At 67.4% G+C, this 17,009-nt stretch carries 10 protein-coding genes; 5 read left to right on the forward strand and 5 right to left on the reverse strand.

Annotated features, from left to right (window positions below):
- Positions 1–27 precede the first annotated feature (27 nt).
- Positions 28–837 carry a hypothetical protein gene (locus tag FHS96_RS01305; protein WP_429587443.1) on the forward strand — a complete coding sequence of 270 codons (810 nt, stop codon included), beginning with the start codon at positions 28–30 and terminating at the stop codon, positions 835–837.
- A gap of 160 nt (positions 838–997) precedes the next feature.
- Here FHS96_RS01305 and FHS96_RS01310 read toward each other — a convergent pair whose 3' ends face one another.
- The gene (locus tag FHS96_RS01310) at positions 998–3,301 is read right to left on the reverse strand and encodes a TonB-dependent receptor (protein WP_429587444.1); all 2,304 of its coding nucleotides are present in this window, start codon (positions 3,299–3,301) and stop codon (positions 998–1,000) included.
- 155 nt (positions 3,302–3,456) lie between these two features.
- Here FHS96_RS01310 and FHS96_RS01315 point away from each other — a divergent pair, with 155 nt between their 5' ends.
- The 4 genes from FHS96_RS01315 (at position 3,457) to FHS96_RS01330 (ending at position 13,593) form a co-directional block, all read left to right on the forward strand.
- Positions 3,457–4,587, forward strand: a complete 1,131-nt coding sequence (locus FHS96_RS01315) for a glycerophosphodiester phosphodiesterase (protein WP_429587446.1) — start codon at positions 3,457–3,459, stop codon at positions 4,585–4,587.
- A 416-nt stretch (positions 4,588–5,003) separates the two neighbouring features.
- Positions 5,004–10,190 carry a beta strand repeat-containing protein gene (locus FHS96_RS01320; protein WP_429587448.1) on the forward strand — a complete coding sequence of 1,729 codons (5,187 nt, stop codon included), beginning with the start codon at positions 5,004–5,006 and terminating at the stop codon, positions 10,188–10,190.
- A 101-nt stretch (positions 10,191–10,291) separates the two neighbouring features.
- Positions 10,292–12,169, forward strand: a complete 1,878-nt coding sequence (locus FHS96_RS01325; protein ID WP_429587449.1) for an AsmA family protein — start codon at positions 10,292–10,294, stop codon at positions 12,167–12,169.
- 95 nt (positions 12,170–12,264) lie between these two features.
- Entirely contained in the window at positions 12,265–13,593 is a 1,329-nt protein-coding gene (locus FHS96_RS01330) for a BNR repeat-containing protein (protein ID WP_429587451.1), read from the forward strand.
- 24 nt (positions 13,594–13,617) lie between these two features.
- Here the strand turns inward: FHS96_RS01330 and FHS96_RS01335 are convergent, their stop codons facing one another.
- The 4 genes from FHS96_RS01335 to FHS96_RS01350 form a co-directional block, all read right to left on the reverse strand.
- Positions 13,618–14,349 carry an SDR family oxidoreductase gene (locus FHS96_RS01335; protein ID WP_429587452.1) on the reverse strand — a complete coding sequence of 244 codons (732 nt, stop codon included), beginning with the start codon at positions 14,347–14,349 and terminating at the stop codon, positions 13,618–13,620.
- Between the two features lie 75 nt (positions 14,350–14,424).
- The gene (locus FHS96_RS01340) at positions 14,425–14,925 is read right to left on the reverse strand and encodes a cytochrome P460 family protein (protein ID WP_429587453.1); all 501 of its coding nucleotides are present in this window, start codon (positions 14,923–14,925) and stop codon (positions 14,425–14,427) included.
- The gene (locus tag FHS96_RS01345) at positions 14,922–15,953 is read right to left on the reverse strand and encodes an alpha/beta fold hydrolase (RefSeq protein WP_429587455.1); all 1,032 of its coding nucleotides are present in this window, start codon (positions 15,951–15,953) and stop codon (positions 14,922–14,924) included. The genes FHS96_RS01340 and FHS96_RS01345 overlap by 4 nt, the downstream gene beginning before the upstream one ends.
- 54 nt (positions 15,954–16,007) lie before the next feature.
- Positions 16,008–16,982 carry a quinone oxidoreductase family protein gene (locus FHS96_RS01350; protein WP_429587457.1) on the reverse strand — a complete coding sequence of 325 codons (975 nt, stop codon included), beginning with the start codon at positions 16,980–16,982 and terminating at the stop codon, positions 16,008–16,010.
- Between the last annotated feature and the right edge of the window lie 27 nt (positions 16,983–17,009).

Below are 17,009 nucleotides of genomic sequence, written 5' to 3' on the forward strand. Positions count from 1 at the left end.
AGGACAAGCTGTCTCGGGCGGGCGCCGATGATGTCGGGCGTGGCCGGCATGGCGATGTTGGCGCTCGCCGCCTGTTCGGCGATCCGGGCGGCGCCGCAGGGCGATGTGGTGGCAGTCGTAGACGGGATCGAGATCACCTCGGCGGTGATCGACGCTGATGCGCGCGCGGCGGGGCTGTCGCTTGCCGGCGCCGACGCGGCGAAGAACCGCGACCTGCTGGTGAAGCGCGCGGTCGAGCGCGCGTTGCTGGTGGCTGAGGCCAACCGGCGCGACCTTGCGCGCCAGCCCGCCTTCCTGGCGGAGCGCGTCGTCGCCGAGAACAATCTGCTGGCGGACCGCGCGATTGCGGCGCTGGTCGATCAGGATCCGGTGGTGGAGGATGCCGCCGTACAGCACTTCATCGCCGAAAATCCGCAGATGTTTGCCGCGCGCCGGGCGCTCCATGTCCACCAGATCGGCTTTCGCGCAGGGGCGCTTGCCCCGGCCAGCCTCGACGACGCGAAGACGATGGATGCGGTGATCGCGGCACTGACGGAACGGCAGGTGGCGTTCGACCGCAGCGACCCGCTGATCGACAGCGCGACCTTGCCGAAGGATCTCGCTGCGCAGCTTGCGGCGCTCCGCCCGGGTGAGCCCGCGCACCGCACGATCGGTGACACCACATACGTCACGGTGGTGCTGGAGGCGACGCCGGTGCCGCACTCGCTCAGCGAACAGCAGGATCGCGCCAGGCGCACGCTCGCCGCGCGGGAGCGGCAATGGCAGGTCGACAAGGCGGTCGCCGGGCTGCGGCGGCAGGCGCGGATTGCATATCAGGAAGGGTTCGCGCCGCGGTAACTTACCGGAAACGCCGAGATGTTCGAGACGCGTGCCGAATGCCCGCTCCCCCACTTCGCGGAAGAGGGCCTCGCACGCGGCTTGAGCCTTGGACCAAAGGAAAAGCGCCCCTCCACCCTGGTGAAGAGGCGCCTTCCTTCCGTACGTCCGGTCGGTCCGGTCAGAACCCGCGGCGCAGCGTCACGAAGAACTGGCGCGGGGCGCCGATCAGCAGCGTCTGGTTGTCGCCGCTGCCGCCGAAGCCGTTCGAACCAATCGTCGAGATATAGTCCTCGTCGGTGAGGTTGGTCACGCTCGCTTCGACGCCGAAGCCGTCGAGGAAACCGTCGCCGTGGAAGGTGTAGCCGATCGCGGCATCCACCAGCACCCGGTCCGGCACCGACTGGTCGTTGGTGTAGGTGAAGTAGCGCTTGGACATGTAGTTGGCGCCGACGCGGCCCATGAACGCGCCATCGTCATACACCACTTCGCCCTTCAGCATGTGCTTGGGGCTGTCGACCACCGTCTTGCCCTTGGTGGCGGTGACGACCGTGCCGTTCGCCGCGAGCACGTCGTCGCGATATTCCGACTCGTTGTAGGAATAGGAGGCGAGCAGCGAGAGCGGCGGCATCGGCTTGTAGAGCGCGGTGACTTCGACGCCATAGTTGCGCACGTCACCCACATTCTGCAGCGTCACCGGGTTGCCGACGATGCCGGCGCCGTTGGTGAGCGCGAGCAGGCGGTTGGTGAAGTTGACATAATAGCCGGCGACTGAGGCCTGGAACGCGCCGGCGCGCAGACGCCCGCCGAGTTCATAAGTGTCGGACTTTTCGGGCTTCAGCTCGTCGCGGATCGCGTCGAAGCCGGCCTGCGTGGTCGCGAAGGGCGAGAGGCCGACCGCCGCCGAACCGAAGGCGCGCATGTTCTGCGTGAAGGTGGCGAAGATTTCCGCGCTGCCGAGGCTGTAGACCGCGCCCACCTGCGGCAGGAACCAGTCGCGCGCCTCGATGTCGCCCGCTGCCAGGCCGCCCGCCACGATCGGCCGCGCGCTGTTGCGGACCTGCAGGCCCTTCCAGCCGCCGGTCAGGGTCAGGTCACCCAGGGTCAGCTTGTCCGAGACATAATACATGTAGGTCTCGGTATCGAACTTCACGTCGAACTGGGTCGCGAACGGATCGCTCTGGAACGACTTGGTGTCGCGCGACGGGCTCGACTGGTTGGCGAGGCCGTAGAAGCGGCGGGCGTTGCGGAACGCGTTGGATTCCAACCAGCCGCCGACTTCGAGCCGGTTGGCGTCGGTCTCGTAGCTGATCCGCGCGATCGCGCCGCCGCGGTTCATGTCATATTCGGTGGTGCGGATCGAAATCGGCGCGCCGCCCGGGGTGGGCACATAGGGGGTGAACCAGATGCCCTGGCCGTGATTGTCGTGATAATAGCCGGTCAGCGCGACGCGGAGCTGCTCGGTCAGCTGGCCGTCGAACGTGACGCCGGCCAGATAATCCTGGCGCAGACCGGCGGCATCATAATAGGCGTCGTCCACCGTCTGGTAGGGCGACGGGAAGGTCAGCCCCACGGTCGGGAAGGGCAGCGGGGCGGTGGCGGAGCCGGCGCGCGTCACCTGGTTCTGATAGACCTGCGCCATGCGCACCGCGGTCGCCCAGTCGGGCGCCAGATTGTCGCTGCGATAACCGAGCCGCTCGATCATGCCGAGGCTGAGATCCTGATAGTCCTGCTCGCGGCGATCGGAGAAGTTGAAGAAGCCGGTGATGCTGCTGCCGTTCTCGAATTCCTTGACCAGCTTGGCGTTCACCTGGTGCTGGCGCTGCACGCCGTTGCCGCGCCACTTGCCGGCTTCGAGATAGCCGTAGCTCAGATAGCCCTTCAGGCCGTTGCCGGTGATGTCGCCGGTCTCCAGCCGCACGAAACCGCGATAGGTGTCGTCGGACCCATAGGTGCCGGAGGCCACGATATCGAAGGTGTCCGAAGGATCGCGTGAGGTGAACAGCAAGGTGCCGCCGAGGTTGGAGACCGAAGCCTCACCCAGCGCACCCGCGCCCTGCGCGACGGTGGCGCTGCCGACATTCTCGGAGATGATCGCGCGGCTGATGTGCAGGCCGTTGAAATTGCCATAGCTCATGTCGCCCAGCGGCACACCGTCCAGCGTGAAGCCGAGCTGGTTCTGGTTGAAACCGCGCAGCGAGATGCGCGACGACCATTCATAGGCGCCGAACGCATCGGCTGACTGGAAATTGACGCCCGGCAGCTTGTCCAGCGCCTTCAGCGGGCTGGATCCCGCGGTGAGGCGCGACAGATCGTCGGCGGTCACGGTCTGCACCTGGCGGGCCTGGCCGAAGCCGAGGACGACGATATCCTCGCCCTCGTCGACGGCGGGCGCCGGTGCGGTTTCTTCCTGCGCGAAGGCGGGGGTGGCGAGCACGGCAAGAAGGGCAGCCCCCGCCAGCAGGCGGGCACGACGGAATGACATTGGATTCTCCCTGGATATCGGCTCTCTAAGGCCAGCGCGCCCTGTGGCCGCGCACGCTTGCACTGCGATGACGGTTCGAAGGCGTAACGATGACAGGTCGACGGGCGGACCATGGCCTTCGTCGAACTGCAACATGCGTCTGCGAGAGGGCGGGGATGACAGAGGATCGGGACGGCAGGGCGATGGGATATCGGCGGCGCGACGCATTGCGCATCGGGGCGGGGGTGAGCACGGGCGCGGTCCTGGCTGGTGCCGGAGGCGTCGGGAGCGCCATCGGTGCCGCGGTGCCCGCCCGGCCGCTGCTGTTCGCGCATCGCGGCGCCTCCGCGCTACGCCCCGAACATACGCTTGCCGCCTATGCCAGGGCGATCGCGGACGGTGCCGATTATATCGAGCCCGACCTCGTCGCCACGCGCGATGGCGTGCTGGTGGTGCGGCATGAGAATAATATCGCCGAGACCAGCGATGTGGCGACGCGTGCCGAGTTCGCCGGCCGCCGCACGACGAAGATGATCGACGGCGTCCGCCAGCAGGGCTGGTTCACCGAGGATTTCACCCTCGCCGAACTGAAGACGCTGCGCGCCACCGAGCGGCTGGGCGCGGTGCGCCCGGAAAGCCGCACGTTCGACGGCGAGTTCCAGATCATCACCTTCGAAGAGATGATCGACTTCGCCGCCGCCGAGGCTGCGGCGCGCGGGCGGCTGATCGGGCTCGTTCCCGAACTCAAGCATTCGACCTATTTCGCCGGCATCGGCCTGCCGCTGGAGGATCGCTTCCTGGCGGTGCTGAAAGCGCATCGCTACGCGCAGCGCGCGCCGCTGGTGATCCAGTCGTTCGAGGTCGGCAATCTGCGCGCTCTGCGCGGCAAACTCGGCCGCCCCAGCAACATTACCTTGCTGCAACTGCTCGACGAGGACGCAGCGAAGCCCGCCGACGGCGCCGCGCCGAACTATGCCGCGATGATGACCCCTGCCGGCCTCGCCGCGATCGCGCTTTATGCCGACGCGATCGGCCCGTGGACGCGCAGCATCATCCCGCTGGGGCCCGACGCTCGCCTTGCTGCACACCGCCCGCTGGTGACGGATGCGCACCGCGCCGGCCTGAAGGTGATGCCCTACACCTTCCGCCCCGAAAACCGTTTCCTCGCCGCCGACTTTCGCGATGGTGCGGGGGATGACGCGCGCAACGAGCGAGGCTCGATCGCCGAGATCCGCCGCTATCTGGCGACCGGGATCGACGGCTTCTTCACCGATGATCCGGCTGTGGGGCTGAAGGCGCTGGGCTGATCACGAAACGCCCTGGTGTGGAGCAAGGGGGAGCGGTCGACCTGCCGGTGATCAACCACATCGCTCGGATTGGCGGGGTGTTGAGACTGTCGCGTCCTGTTTCGTTGATGGAACGAGACAGCACGCCGCTGCCTATTTCGTACAACGGCTACGCCTATTGACGGCGCGCAGTGGCGAACAGCCAATGTTGATGATTCGATGTGGCTGATATGATGCGATAACCCGATGCAATCGCGATTGCGCGGGGAAGCAGCGTCGTTAAATCTTGCATCGAATATTCGAGTCGTGGGGCTATCGGGGTAGCCGCATGACGCGGGCTTGGGTGGGGTTTCAGCCGAACGGATCGATCGCTCATGTCGATGTGCGGATGCATGTCGACGGGTCGTTCTTCCGCGGGCTGCTTGGGGAGGCGTTCGGTGACGGTTATCAACGGTACGATCGGGAACGACACGCTGGACGGCACGGCGGCTGGCGATACGCTCAATGGTCTTGCCGGCGATGACACGCTCAACGGATTGGGCGAAGCCGACCTGCTGAACGGTGGGGATGGTACCGACACGCTGTCGGGAGGGGCGGGGAATGACACGCTCAACGGCGATGGCGGCAATGACGTGCTGTACGGCGGCGCCGGAACCAACATCCTGAACGGCGGTGCCGGCAATGACGAATTGATTGCCGACGGTGTCGGCGATGCGCTGGATGGTGGCGCGGGAGACGACCGGCTTGCCGGCGGTAGCGGCAGCCGGATCGGCGGGGCGACCATGCTCAACGGCACCTTTCGGGGCGGTAGCGGCATCGACAGCTTCGACATCAACTATTCCGATTTCACGCGGATCGTGACGGATGGTGTCGAAAAGGTCAGCGGATTTATCATCGGCACTGCCGGTGATGATTTTCTCGACGTGTCCTCAGCCACCTCCACGCCCGATTCCTGGCCCTATCTCGATGTCGAGGGCGGCGCCGGCAACGACATGCTCATGGGCGGTGCCGAGATCGACCGCTTTCAGGGCAATGCCGGCGACGATATCCTGATCGGCAATGGCGGCGATGACGAGCTGTCGGGATGGAGCGGACGGGACACGCTTTCGGGCGGCAGCGGCAACGATGTGCTTACGCTGTCCGGCACCGGCGGGTCCGCCGATGGCGGGACCGGCAATGATCAGATCGAGTTGGGTGGCATCATTTCGGCGCAGGTCGATGGCGGAGACGGCACGGATTCGCTGTTGTTCACGTCGGGGGCGACCTTCGATCGCAGCTCGGCGGCCGCGTCCTTCGCAAACGTGGAGAGGGTCGGCGGCCAGTTGACCGCAGTGGCGACCGGCGGAACGATCGACCTGACCAGCATCGTCATCGCCAGCGGTGGGGAGCTTACGATCACCGGTCTGGCGGGCGATGATATCATCCGCGGCGGCAGCGAGCGCGACCTCATCAACGGTGGCGGCGGCGCCAACCTGTTGAGCGGCGGTGGCGGCAATGACGATATCGACAGCCGCAGCAACACCGATGTGATCGATGGCGGATCGGGCGACGATTATGTCATTTTCCGCGGTGGCATGACCCGGCGGGCCGATGGCGGGACGGGTATCGACGAACTCTTCTTCGAAAATGTGACGTTCAGCGGGGTTGTCGATACGATCGTCGGCTTTGAGAAGCTGGCGGGCACGTTGACCGGCGCAGCGGGCGACGATGTGCTCGATCTCAGCGGCGGCTCGATGGTGGCGTCGCGCGTGCTCAAGGTCGACGGCGGCAGCGGAAACGATGTCATCCTCGCGGGGGGCGGTGATGACGAACTGTCCGGCGGCGCGGGCGACGACGTTTTGAACGGCGGGGACGGCAACAACTATCTGCGCGGCGGCCTGGGTGTGAACAGCATCATCGGTGGATCGGGTCGCGACCTTGTCACGATCGATGGCATCGACAGCGTCTCGGCCGGGGCAGGCGCCGATACGGTCGGTTTCAGCGGCAATGGCCAGATGAGCGGCTTTGTCGATGGCGGCGAAGGCGTCGACACGTTCGGCATACCCGGTGGCGTCGGCCGCTATACCGGCGTCACCGAGTTCAGGAATTTCGAGAAGGTCGAGGTCGCCAGGCTTACGGGGTCGGCGGGTGACGATGCGCTCGACATGACCGGGCTGACCGCGAGCGGGCTGGCGACCAAGGATCTGTCCACCGACGCGGGCGATGGCAATGACGTCGTTCTTGGGGGCGTCGCGCGCGATGCCATCACGGGTGGTGCCGGGGATGATTGGCTGGATGGCGGTGCCGGCAATGATTCGCTGAGTGGCGGCGCCGGTGCTAACCGGCTTTTCGGCGGCAGCGGCAGCGGCAACGACACGATCGGATCGTCGGGATCCGCCGACATCATCGACGGCGGTGACGGCAATGACACGATTTCCGTATCCGGCACATTCGTCGGCGTGCTGCAGGGTGGCACCGGCACCGACATGCTGACCGATGGCGCACATGGCTATGCGGGTGAGGCGGCCGTCGTCGGCGTGGAAGTCGTGCGCGGAACCTTCAACGGCAGCGCCGGTGACGATGTGCTCGACATGCGGGCGCTGAACGCGACGACGCTCAACAACAACGGCATCACCGTGGTCACCGGTGACGGCGCGGACATATTCTATGGGAGCATGCAGGCGGAGACCGTCAACGGCGGTGCGGGCGCCGATCGTCTGGAGGGGGGCGCCGGCAATGACAGCCTCACCGGCGGCAGCGGCGACGATCTGCTCGATGGCGGTGCCGGGAATGACAGCCTGATCGGTGGCGATGGCATCGACACCGCGAGCTATGCCGATGCGGCGGCGGGCGTAACGGTCAACCTTGGCCTGACCACCGCGCAGGCGACCGGTGGCGCCGGCAATGACACGATCTCCGGTGTCGAGAATCTCATCGGCTCGCAGTTCGACGATGTGCTGACCGGCAATGCGCTCGCCAACCATTTCGATGATGCCGCCGGCAACGACATGATTGCCGGGGGCGCGGGCATCGACACCCTGTCCTATGCGCGTGCGACCGCAGGCGTCTCGATCGACCTCGCGCTGACGGTCCGCCAGAACAGTGGCGGGGCCGGCAATGACTTGCTGACCGGGATCGAAAATCTGGTCGGCTCGGATTTCGCCGATCGGTTGAGCGGTGACGGCGGCGCCAATGACCTGATCGGCGGCGCCGGTGACGATGCGCTGCAGGGCGGCGCCGGCGACGATTGGCTCCAGGGCGGTGCCGGCGGAGACGGGCTCGATGGCGGCGAGGGTTTCGATATCGCCGTCTATCAGGATGCGGCGGGCGCGGTCCGCGTCGATCTCGGGCAGGCCGGCGCGCAGCAGACGGGCGGCGGCGGCATCGATACGCTGACCGGGATCGAGGGCGTGATCGGTTCGGCGTTCGACGATATCCTGATCGGCAATGCGGGCGCCAACCATCTTGTCGGTGGCGCGGGCAATGATCTGTTGATCGGCGGCGATGGCATCGACACGCTCGATGGCGGCACCGGCATCGACAGCATATCCTTCGCGGGCATGACGACCGGCGTCGTCGTCGATTTCTCGACCGGCGTCATCGGCGACGCATCCGATGTACTGATCTCGATCGAGGGTGCGATCGGAACCGATTTCGCGGATCGATTGGCGGGCGATGGCGGTGCCAATCGGCTCGATGGCGGTGCGGGCAATGACAGCATCGACGGCGGCGCCGGTGACGACCTGATCGCGGGCGGTGCCGGCAAGGACAGTTTGTCGGGCGGCGAGGGGATCGACACGCTCAGCTATGCGGATGCGATCGCGCGGGTGAACGTCAATCTCGGGCTCACCGTGGCGCAGAACACGGTCGGCGCGGGTGCCGATACGCTTGTCGGCTTCGAAAACCTGATCGGTGGCGCGTTCAACGACCAACTCACCGGTACGCTCGACGACAATGTGATCGAGGGTGGTGCCGGGCTCGACGTTCTGACCGGTCTTGCCGGCAACGACATACTGTCGGGCGGTGAGGGCGACGACACGCTTGTCGGCGGCGATGGCGATGATCGTTACGATGGCGGCAGCGGGGCCGACATGGTCAGCTATGCCACGGCAGCCTCCGCCGTCACCGTCAGCCTGTCGATCGACGGGATTCAGAACACGGGCGGCGGTGGCAACGAGCTGCTGCTGGATATCGAAGGTCTCACCGGTTCCGCCTTCAACGATGTGTTGACCGGCAATGCCGGGGACAACCGGATGATCGGTGGACTTGGCAATGATCTGATCTCCGGCGACCTTGGTAATGATCTCGTCGACGGTGGATCGGGCGTGGATACGCTCGACTATTCGCTGGTCGGCGCCGCGGTGACGGTCAACCTGCTCAGCCAGTCGGCGCAGGCCACCGGCGGTGCGGGGATCGACACGATCCGCAACGTCGAAAATCTCATCGGGACCGCGTTCGACGACAGTCTGACAGGCAACCAATATGGCAACAGCCTGAACGGCGGCGATGGCAATGACGTGCTGGTTGGCGGTGTCGGCAATGACGTGATGATCGGTGGTGCCGGCGTGGACACCGCGAACTATGCGTCCGCAACCGCGGGCGCGCGCGTCAACCTCACCATCACAGGCGTGCAGACGACGGTCGGGGCGGGGGCCGACACCCTATCCGGGATCGAGAATCTCAACGGTTCGGGGTTCGACGACGTCTTCACCGGCGATGATGCGGACAATGTGCTGATCGGCAATGGCGGCAACGATACGCTGGTGGGCGGCGGCGGCAATGACATCCTGACGGGTGGCGCCGGTTCGGACACGATCGGCTATGCGACCGCGACGGCGGGCGTCACGGTGAGCCTGATGGTGACGACGGCGCAGGACACGGGCGGGGCCGGCATCGACACGATCGCGTCGGCGGAAAACCTCACGGGGTCGAACTTCGACGACGTCCTGACCGGCAACGCCCAGCTCAACACCCTGATCGGGGGGCTGGGCAACGACATGCTCGACGGCGGCAGCGCCAATGACACGCTGGACGGCGGATCGGGCAACGATGTGCTGAAGGGCGGCAATGGCGACGATCTGATCGCCGCCGGTGCCGGCAATGACAGCATCGATGGCGGCGCCGGCATCGACACGCTGAGGTTCGGTGCGACGGTGACCGGCGTGACGGTGAATCTCGGCATCGTCACCGCGCAGGCGATGGGTGGGGGCCAGGGCACCGATACGATCGTCAACGTCGAGAATGTCGTCGGGACCGGCTTCGGCGATACGCTGACGGGTTCGGCGGCGGCAAACATCCTCACCGGTGGCGCCGGGCAGGATGTGCTGACGGGCGGTGGCGGTGCCGACCGGTTCGTCTACGCGGCAATCGGCGATTCGAGCGTGGCCGCGCAGGATCGCATCGCCGATTTCTCGGGCGCGGCAGGAGACCGGATCGACCTGTCTGGGATCGATGCGATCGACGGCGGAGCGGACGATGGCTTCGCTTTCGTCACCGCATTCACCGGGATCGCCGGTCAGTTGATCTCGGTTGCGTCCGGCGGAAATCAGGTCGTCCAGGGTGACGTCAATGGCGATGCGATCTCGGATTTTGCGATCATCGTCACGACCATGCAGTCCCTCACGGTGGCCGACTTCATTCTCTGATCCTCGGGCCCTCGCCTGAACCAAACCCTCCCGCTACGCGTTCAAGGGGCGGGGCGATGGGCGGCGATATTCGTCGGCGGCCTGGAGGGAAGGACCGCTGGATGGAAGCCACCGCCCCGAGCGCGCGGCAGAGGAAGTGGCGCGAAATCGCCATGCGGTCCGCGATCGTGGTGGCGGTGCTGCTGGTCGCCGCGGTCCTGCTGCTCGCGATGTTTCCTTGGGGGCTGCTGAAGGGCGTCGCCGAACGGCGGCTGAGCGAGCGGATCGGCAAGCCGGTGACCATCGGCGCGCTCTCACGCGAAGACGTCTTCTCGTTTCACCCGACCCTGCGGCTTGCCGACATCCGCATTCCCCAGCCTGCGCGGGTGCCGCGTGCGGCGGGGCTGGGCGATCTGGCGCGGATCGGTTCCGCGCGGGCGCGCATTTCGGTGCCGGCCCTGATCACCGGCGGATCCGCGCTTGAAACGCTTGAGGTAAGCGGCGCACGGCTTGCGCTCTATCGCGGGGCCGATGGCTGGAGCAACTGGTCGGGCGCCCCTGAGCGGGATGGTTCGGCGTCGCGGCCAGCGCTCCGCACATTGATCGTACGCGACAGCCGCGTGCGCTATCATGACGACCGGCAGAACCGGCAGTTCGACGCCGCCGTCGCCGTCGATGGCCGCGGCCTGCGGGTGTCGGGCAACGGTGCGGTGCACGGCCATGCCGTCACTGTCGTGGCCAGCGGCGCGCCCATTCTCGATCATCCGGACGGCAAAAGCTGGCCCTTTTCGGCCGCGATCGAGGGCGAGGCGGTCGGCGCCACCCTCAAGGGCAGCATGCCCGCCCCGCTCGACGTCGCGCACCTGCGCGGGCACGTGACAGGTCACGCGATCGATCTCGAAGTGCTCGATGCGATCATCGAGGCGGGGCTGCCGGCGACGCAGCCGGTGACGATCTCCGCCGATGTCGTGCGCAACGGCCGCGACTGGACGATCGCGGCGCTCGACGGGCGCATCGGCCGGTCCGACATCGCCGGCCATGCCACCGTGCTCAAGCGTGATGGCCGCACCCGGATCGATGGCGCGGTGCGGGCGCGGCGCTTCGATTTCGACGACCTCTCGTCCGCCGAGGGGCGCAGGCTTGCCGCCGCCAAGCGCCGTCGTTTCGGCGATCGGCTGATTCCGGATACCGCGATCGACCTCGCGACGGTCGCCCGCACCGATGGCAAGCTCAGCCTGCACGTCGATCGATTGCTGTGGCCGGGATCCTCGCCGTTCCGCTCGCTCGACGTCGACCTGGTGCTTGATCGCAGCCGGTTGACGCTCGATCCGATCCGGATGGGGCTCGACCATGGCACATTGGCGGGCCGGCTGATGGTCGATCAACGCAAGGGCGGTCCGGTGCTGAACGTCGACGTGCGGATCGCCGGCGGACGGCTGATCGATTTCGTGCCCGATACCGGCGCGGACGGCCATCTGGTCGGGCGGATCCGGTTGACCGGGCCCGGCGTAACCGTGCGGCAGGCGATCGGCCGCTCGCGCGGCACGGTGGCGCTGGTCGCGACCGACGGCAGATTGCCGGCCCGCACCGCTTCTCTGCTTGGGCAGGACATCATCAAGGGCATCACCGTGGACCAGGACAAGCAGGCAGTGCTGCGCTGCCTCATCGTCCGGCTGGACGTGGCGGACGGGGTGGCGCGGCCGAACCCGCTGCTGATCGACACCTCGCGCGCGCACACCCGCGCCAGCGGCCGCATCAACCTTGCCGACGAGCGGCTGGCGCTGGAGCTGCGCGGGTTGCCCAAGGGCCGCGCCTTCCTGCGGCTGCACGGATCGGTGCCGATCCGCGGCACCATCAAGGCGCCGGACGTGCAGATCCCTGCGGAGGCGAAATCCGCGAAGGGCATATTGAAGATGGTCGGCCGCGCGATCGGCGGCAAGGACCGCGCGCAGGCCAGCGATGCCGACTGCGCCGCGCTGACCCGCGCGACGATGCGGTAGCGGATTTCGGCCCCTCCTCTTCAGAGGAGGGGCCCGGACTGCCACAGCGGCGCGCAGCCTTTGCATCCCCCACCGCACCCCCTACGCTCCGGCCCATGCTGTTCCGCCTCGCCCTCGCCGCAACGCTCCTGACATCACCGATCGCCGCGCAGGCTGCCGGCGGCTGCGGCGCCGAGGCCGCGCCGGAGCGGCCGATGGCCGTCTCCGCGATCGACCGGGTGTGGTCCGGCCATGCCGCGCGCTTCGCGCTTGTCGTCACGGATGCGCGCATCTTCGTCGGCTATTATGATGCCAACCGCCAGCTCAGCATCGCTTCCCGCCCGCGCGATGCGGATGACTGGACCTATCACAAGGTCGACAGCTGGCTGGGGTGGGACAGTCACAATTCGATCGCGATGGCGGTGGACGAGGCCGGACAGCTTCATGTCGTCGGCAATCTGCACCGCGACCCGCTGGTCTATTTCCGCACCACGGCAGCGGGCGACGTCCGCACATTGCGGCGCGAGGCGGTGATGGTGGATGCGGCGCGCGAACGGCGCATGACCTATCCGATCTTCCTGCGCGATGCCGAACGCCGCCTGATCCTGAAATATCGCGACGGCGGCAGCGGCAACGGCAATGAGATCTACAATGTCTACGACGCTGCGAGCGGGCGGTGGCGTCCGTTGCTGCAGGCGCCGCTGACCGATGGCGAGGGCAAGCGCAACGCCTATTTCATGGGCCCGGTCTCAGGGCCGGACGGTCGCTTCCACGTCGCCTGGGTCTGGCGTGACACGCCGATGGCGGAGACCAACCATGATCTCTCCTACGCGCGCAGTACCGATCTGGTGCATTGGGAACGATCGGATGGGCGCCCATTGTCGCTGCCGATCCGGCTCGCCGCGGCGGAGATCGTCGATCCGGTGCCGGTGAAGGGCGGCATGATCAACAACAACACCGTGATCGGCTTCGATCCGGCCGGGCGGGTGATGATCACCTATCACAAGTTCGATGCGGCCGGAGACACGCAGATCCACGTCGCCCGCCGCGATGCCAGCGGCTGGACGCGCGCGCAGGTGAGCAACTGGAAGGGCTTCCGCTGGGATTTCGGCGGCGGCGGCTCGCTCGACAGCCGGCTGTTCGTGGAAGGCGCCCGCCCGGGGGGCAAGGATCGCATCTGCGTGCCGGTGATCCGCGACGGCAAGCCCATCGACTTCCTGCTCGACGCCGCCACCTTGAAGCGCGTCGCCGAACTGCCGGGGCAGGGGATGGCGGAGCGGCTGGCCGGGCGGGTGGCGGTGCCGACGGAAATGCAGCTCAACAGCGTCGAAGATCCCGGCGACAGCGGCATCCTCCTCGCCTGGCCCACGCGCCCGCCCCACCGCGACCTGCCAAGCGAGGATATTCCCGAGCCGACCGTGCTGCGCCTGCTGGTGCCGCGCTGATGCGGCAGGGCGCGGCCATTTGCGTCAGAGCGTGAAGCCGCCGTCGATCGTCACGCTGCTGCCGGTCATATAACCGGCCTCATCGCGCAGCAGATAGGCGACGAGGCCGGCGATCTCGTCGGGGCTGGCGACGCGCTTCAGCGGGCTCCGCTCGGCGAGTAGGTCGAGCGCGCCTGCGTTGAGATCGGTGTCCGTCGGCCCCGGCTGCACATTGTTTACCGTGATGGCGCGCGGCGCGAGATCGAGCGCGATGCCCTTCACCATCGCCGCCACTGCCGCCTTGGTGAATTGGTAGACGCTGGCGCCGGCCATGCCGGTGTGGATCGCGACATTGCTGCCGATCGTCACCACGCGGCCGCCATCGTTCATCGCGCCGGCAGCCGCCTGGATGGCGAGGAACACCCCACGGACGTTGACGGCCAGCATCGCATCCAGATCCTCCAGCGTCACCGTGTCGACCGGCGCCATGCGGAACAGCCCCGCATTCACCACCACCGCGTCGATCCGCCCGAACTGCTCCGTGGTGCGAGTGACGGCGTTGGCGATGTCGCGCGGCTCTGCGCTGTCGGCGCGGATCGCCAGCGCGGTGCCGCCATCCGCCCCGATGCCGGCGGCCAGGTCGCGCGCGGCGCCCTCGCTCGAAACATAGGTGAAGGCGGTCCTGTATCCATCAGTCGCCAATCGCCTGACGATCGACGCGCCGATCCCACGCGAGCCACCGAAAACCAGCGCAACCTTATTGTGATCCTGCTGCATGACAACTTCCTTTCTTGACTATTTATTCCAAAATTGGGCGAAAAAAATGCGCGACTTCCTCAGCCGCGCCATGGGTCAGGGCGCGTAGCGGGTGAACACCCAGTCGCGGTCGGCCACGCGCGCGTCGTGGCAGGCGAAACAGGCGCGGTGCTGGGCCTCGTCCACCGGCCGCCCGGCGATGAAGCGGCCGAAGCCCCAGCCGCCGCTGGCGCGATAGCGAGCGGCATCCTTCACCATCACCTGCACGGTGGTCGCCTCCCCCGGGATCGTCGCGGTGGCGAAGTCGGTGGAGGGCTTGCGCTTCCACGCCAGCTTCACCAGCACCGCGCCATCGGGAAAGGGGCGAGTGCCGCGGCGAAAGGCCTCGGCCGCCACGGGGTTGCCGAGCACGACGCGCAGTTCGTCGAACGGCGCATCCTCGGTCGCGGGGGCGATGAGCTCCCACCCGCGATAGCCCTCGGGAATCGACACGCCATAGATCGGCGCGGCGGCGGCGGGGGCCTGGGCGGCGGGCGCCGCGGCACCTGCCAGCAATGCCGCCGCGCCGCCCGCGAACAACAGGCGCGCGCCCTTCATGATCCCGCCATCCTGTCCACATCGATGATCGCGCGGGCGAAATCGCGGGGCGCCTCCTGCGGCAGGTTGTGGCCGATGCCGCCGTTGCTCTGGCGATGCTCGTAACGCCCCTCGAAGCGCTTGCGATAATCCTGCGGCAGCGGGTGCGGCGCGCCATTGGCATCGCCTTCCAGCGTGATCGTGGGCACGCGGATCGAGGGGAAGGCCGCCAACTGGTGCTCGAGCGCGTCATAGCGGGCCTCGCCCTCGGCCAGGCCCAGCCGCCAGCGATAATTGTGGATCGCGATCGCGGCATGGTCGGGATTGTCAAGCGACGCCGCGGAGCGGGCGAAGGTGGCATCGTCGAACGCCCATCTGGGCGACGCCGTCTGCCAGATCAGCCGCGCGAAGGCGTGGGTGTTGGCGGCATAGCCCTGCCGGCCGCGCTCGGTGGCGAAATAATATTGATACCACCAGGCACGCTCGGCCTCGGGCGAGAGCGGCTTCACGTTCGCCGCCCGGCTGCCGATCAGATAGCCGCTCACCGAAACCAGCGCGCGAACCTGCTCGGGCCGCGTCACCGCCACGATGCAGGCGGTGCGTGCGCCCCAGTCACAGCCGCCGACGATCGGCTTTTCGAGGCCCAATGCGTCGATCAGGTCGAGCGCATCCTGCGCCAGCGCTGCCTGCTGACCGTTGCGCGGCGTGGTGTCGGACAAGAAGCGGGTGGGGCCATAGCCGCGCAGGTGCGGCACGATCACGCGATAGCCCGCCGCCGCGAGGATCGGCGCTGCATCGGCATAGGTGTGGACGTCATAGGGCCAGCCATGGAACAGCAGCACCGGCCGGCCCTTCGGCGGCCCCATGTCGAGATAGGCGATGTCGAGCAGGTCGGTGCGCACATGGCGCAGCGTGCCGAAGCCCCCCGGCGCGGCGGCGGCAGGCACTGCCGCCGATGCACGATCCGTCGGCAGGATCAGCGCGGCGGCGGCGCCGGATACCGCGGAAGCGAGGAAGGCGCGGCGTTGGATGGCATCGGCAACGGGCATCGTCTTTTCCTTGAGGTTTAAGGCTTGGCGCTGGGGGAGCGGCGGGGTGCTTGATCAGGGGATGAGCAGTAGCTTGCCGGTGGTGCGGCGGCTTTCCATGTCCCGATGCGCCTGCGCGGCCTCGGCCAGCGGATAGACTGCGCCGATCTCGGTCGAGATCCGGCCGGCGGCAATCCAGTCGAACAGCCGGCCCGCGCGTTCGCGTAGCAACGCGGGCGTGGGGATATGGTCGGAAAACACCGCGTAACCCAGCTTGATGCTCTTCGGCAGGCGCATGATGTCGATCGGGCCGGGGCCGCCCAGCACCGGGCCATACCAGCAGAAGGTGCCCGAGCGGCGCAGCGCGGCGAGCGATCCGGCGAAGGTCGCCGGGCCCGATCCGTCGAACACCACATCCACGCCCTCGCCATCGGTCAGCGCCAGCACCGCGTCGGCAAAATCGCCGGCGGCGTCGACGATGACATGGTCGGCACCCGCGCGGCACGCAGCCTCTACCTTGGCATCGGTTGACACCCGCCCGATCACCCGGCCGCCGCGCAGCTTGACGATCTGCGTCAACCATTGCCCAAGCCCGCCGGCGGCGGCATGGACAAGCGCGACATTGCCGGGCTGCGTCGGATAGAAATCGGTGGCGAAATGGCTGGCGGTCAGCCCCTGCATCATCGCTGCTGCAGCGGTGCGATCGTCGATGGCATCCGGAACGCGCACCAGCGCATCGGCCGGCACTGTGATCCGCGCGGCATAGCTGCCCGGCGCATAGACCCAGGCGACCCGGTCCCCGGCGGCGAAGCCATCGACACCCGCGCCCGTCGCCAACACGCGGCCCGCGCCCTCGACGCCCAGAACCTTGGGGTTGGGCATGTCGACCCACGCCATCCCCTGGCGCACGCCGATGTCCATGAAATTGACGCCGGCCGCGGCGACCTCGATCAGCACCGCGCCCGGAGCCGGCACCGGATCGGCCCGCTCCACCACGTCCAGCACGCCGGCATCGCCGGTCTCGCGCATCGTCACCGCCAACATGGTCATGCTCCTATATTGAATGATCGTTCCAAA

The organism is Sphingomonas zeicaulis (assembly GCF_050433225.1).
GTDB lineage: Bacteria > Pseudomonadota > Alphaproteobacteria > Sphingomonadales > Sphingomonadaceae > Sphingomonas_D > Sphingomonas_D zeicaulis.

Coding starts and splice junctions, on each gene's coding strand:
- FHS96_RS01335 (WP_429587452.1), bottom strand. CDS start 14,349: ATGCAGCAGGATCACAATAAGGTTGCGCTGGTTTTCGGTGGCTCGCGT.
- FHS96_RS01340 (WP_429587453.1), bottom strand. CDS start 14,925: ATGAAGGGCGCGCGCCTGTTGTTCGCGGGCGGCGCGGCGGCATTGCTG.
- FHS96_RS01330 (WP_429587451.1), top strand. CDS start 12,265: ATGCTGTTCCGCCTCGCCCTCGCCGCAACGCTCCTGACATCACCGATC.
- FHS96_RS01315 (WP_429587446.1), top strand. CDS start 3,457: ATGACAGAGGATCGGGACGGCAGGGCGATGGGATATCGGCGGCGCGAC.
- FHS96_RS01345 (WP_429587455.1), bottom strand. CDS start 15,953: ATGCCCGTTGCCGATGCCATCCAACGCCGCGCCTTCCTCGCTTCCGCG.
- FHS96_RS01310 (WP_429587444.1), bottom strand. CDS start 3,301: ATGTCATTCCGTCGTGCCCGCCTGCTGGCGGGGGCTGCCCTTCTTGCC.
- FHS96_RS01305 (WP_429587443.1), top strand. CDS start 28: ATGATGTCGGGCGTGGCCGGCATGGCGATGTTGGCGCTCGCCGCCTGT.
- FHS96_RS01325 (WP_429587449.1), top strand. CDS start 10,292: ATGGAAGCCACCGCCCCGAGCGCGCGGCAGAGGAAGTGGCGCGAAATC.
- FHS96_RS01350 (WP_429587457.1), bottom strand. CDS start 16,982: ATGACCATGTTGGCGGTGACGATGCGCGAGACCGGCGATGCCGGCGTG.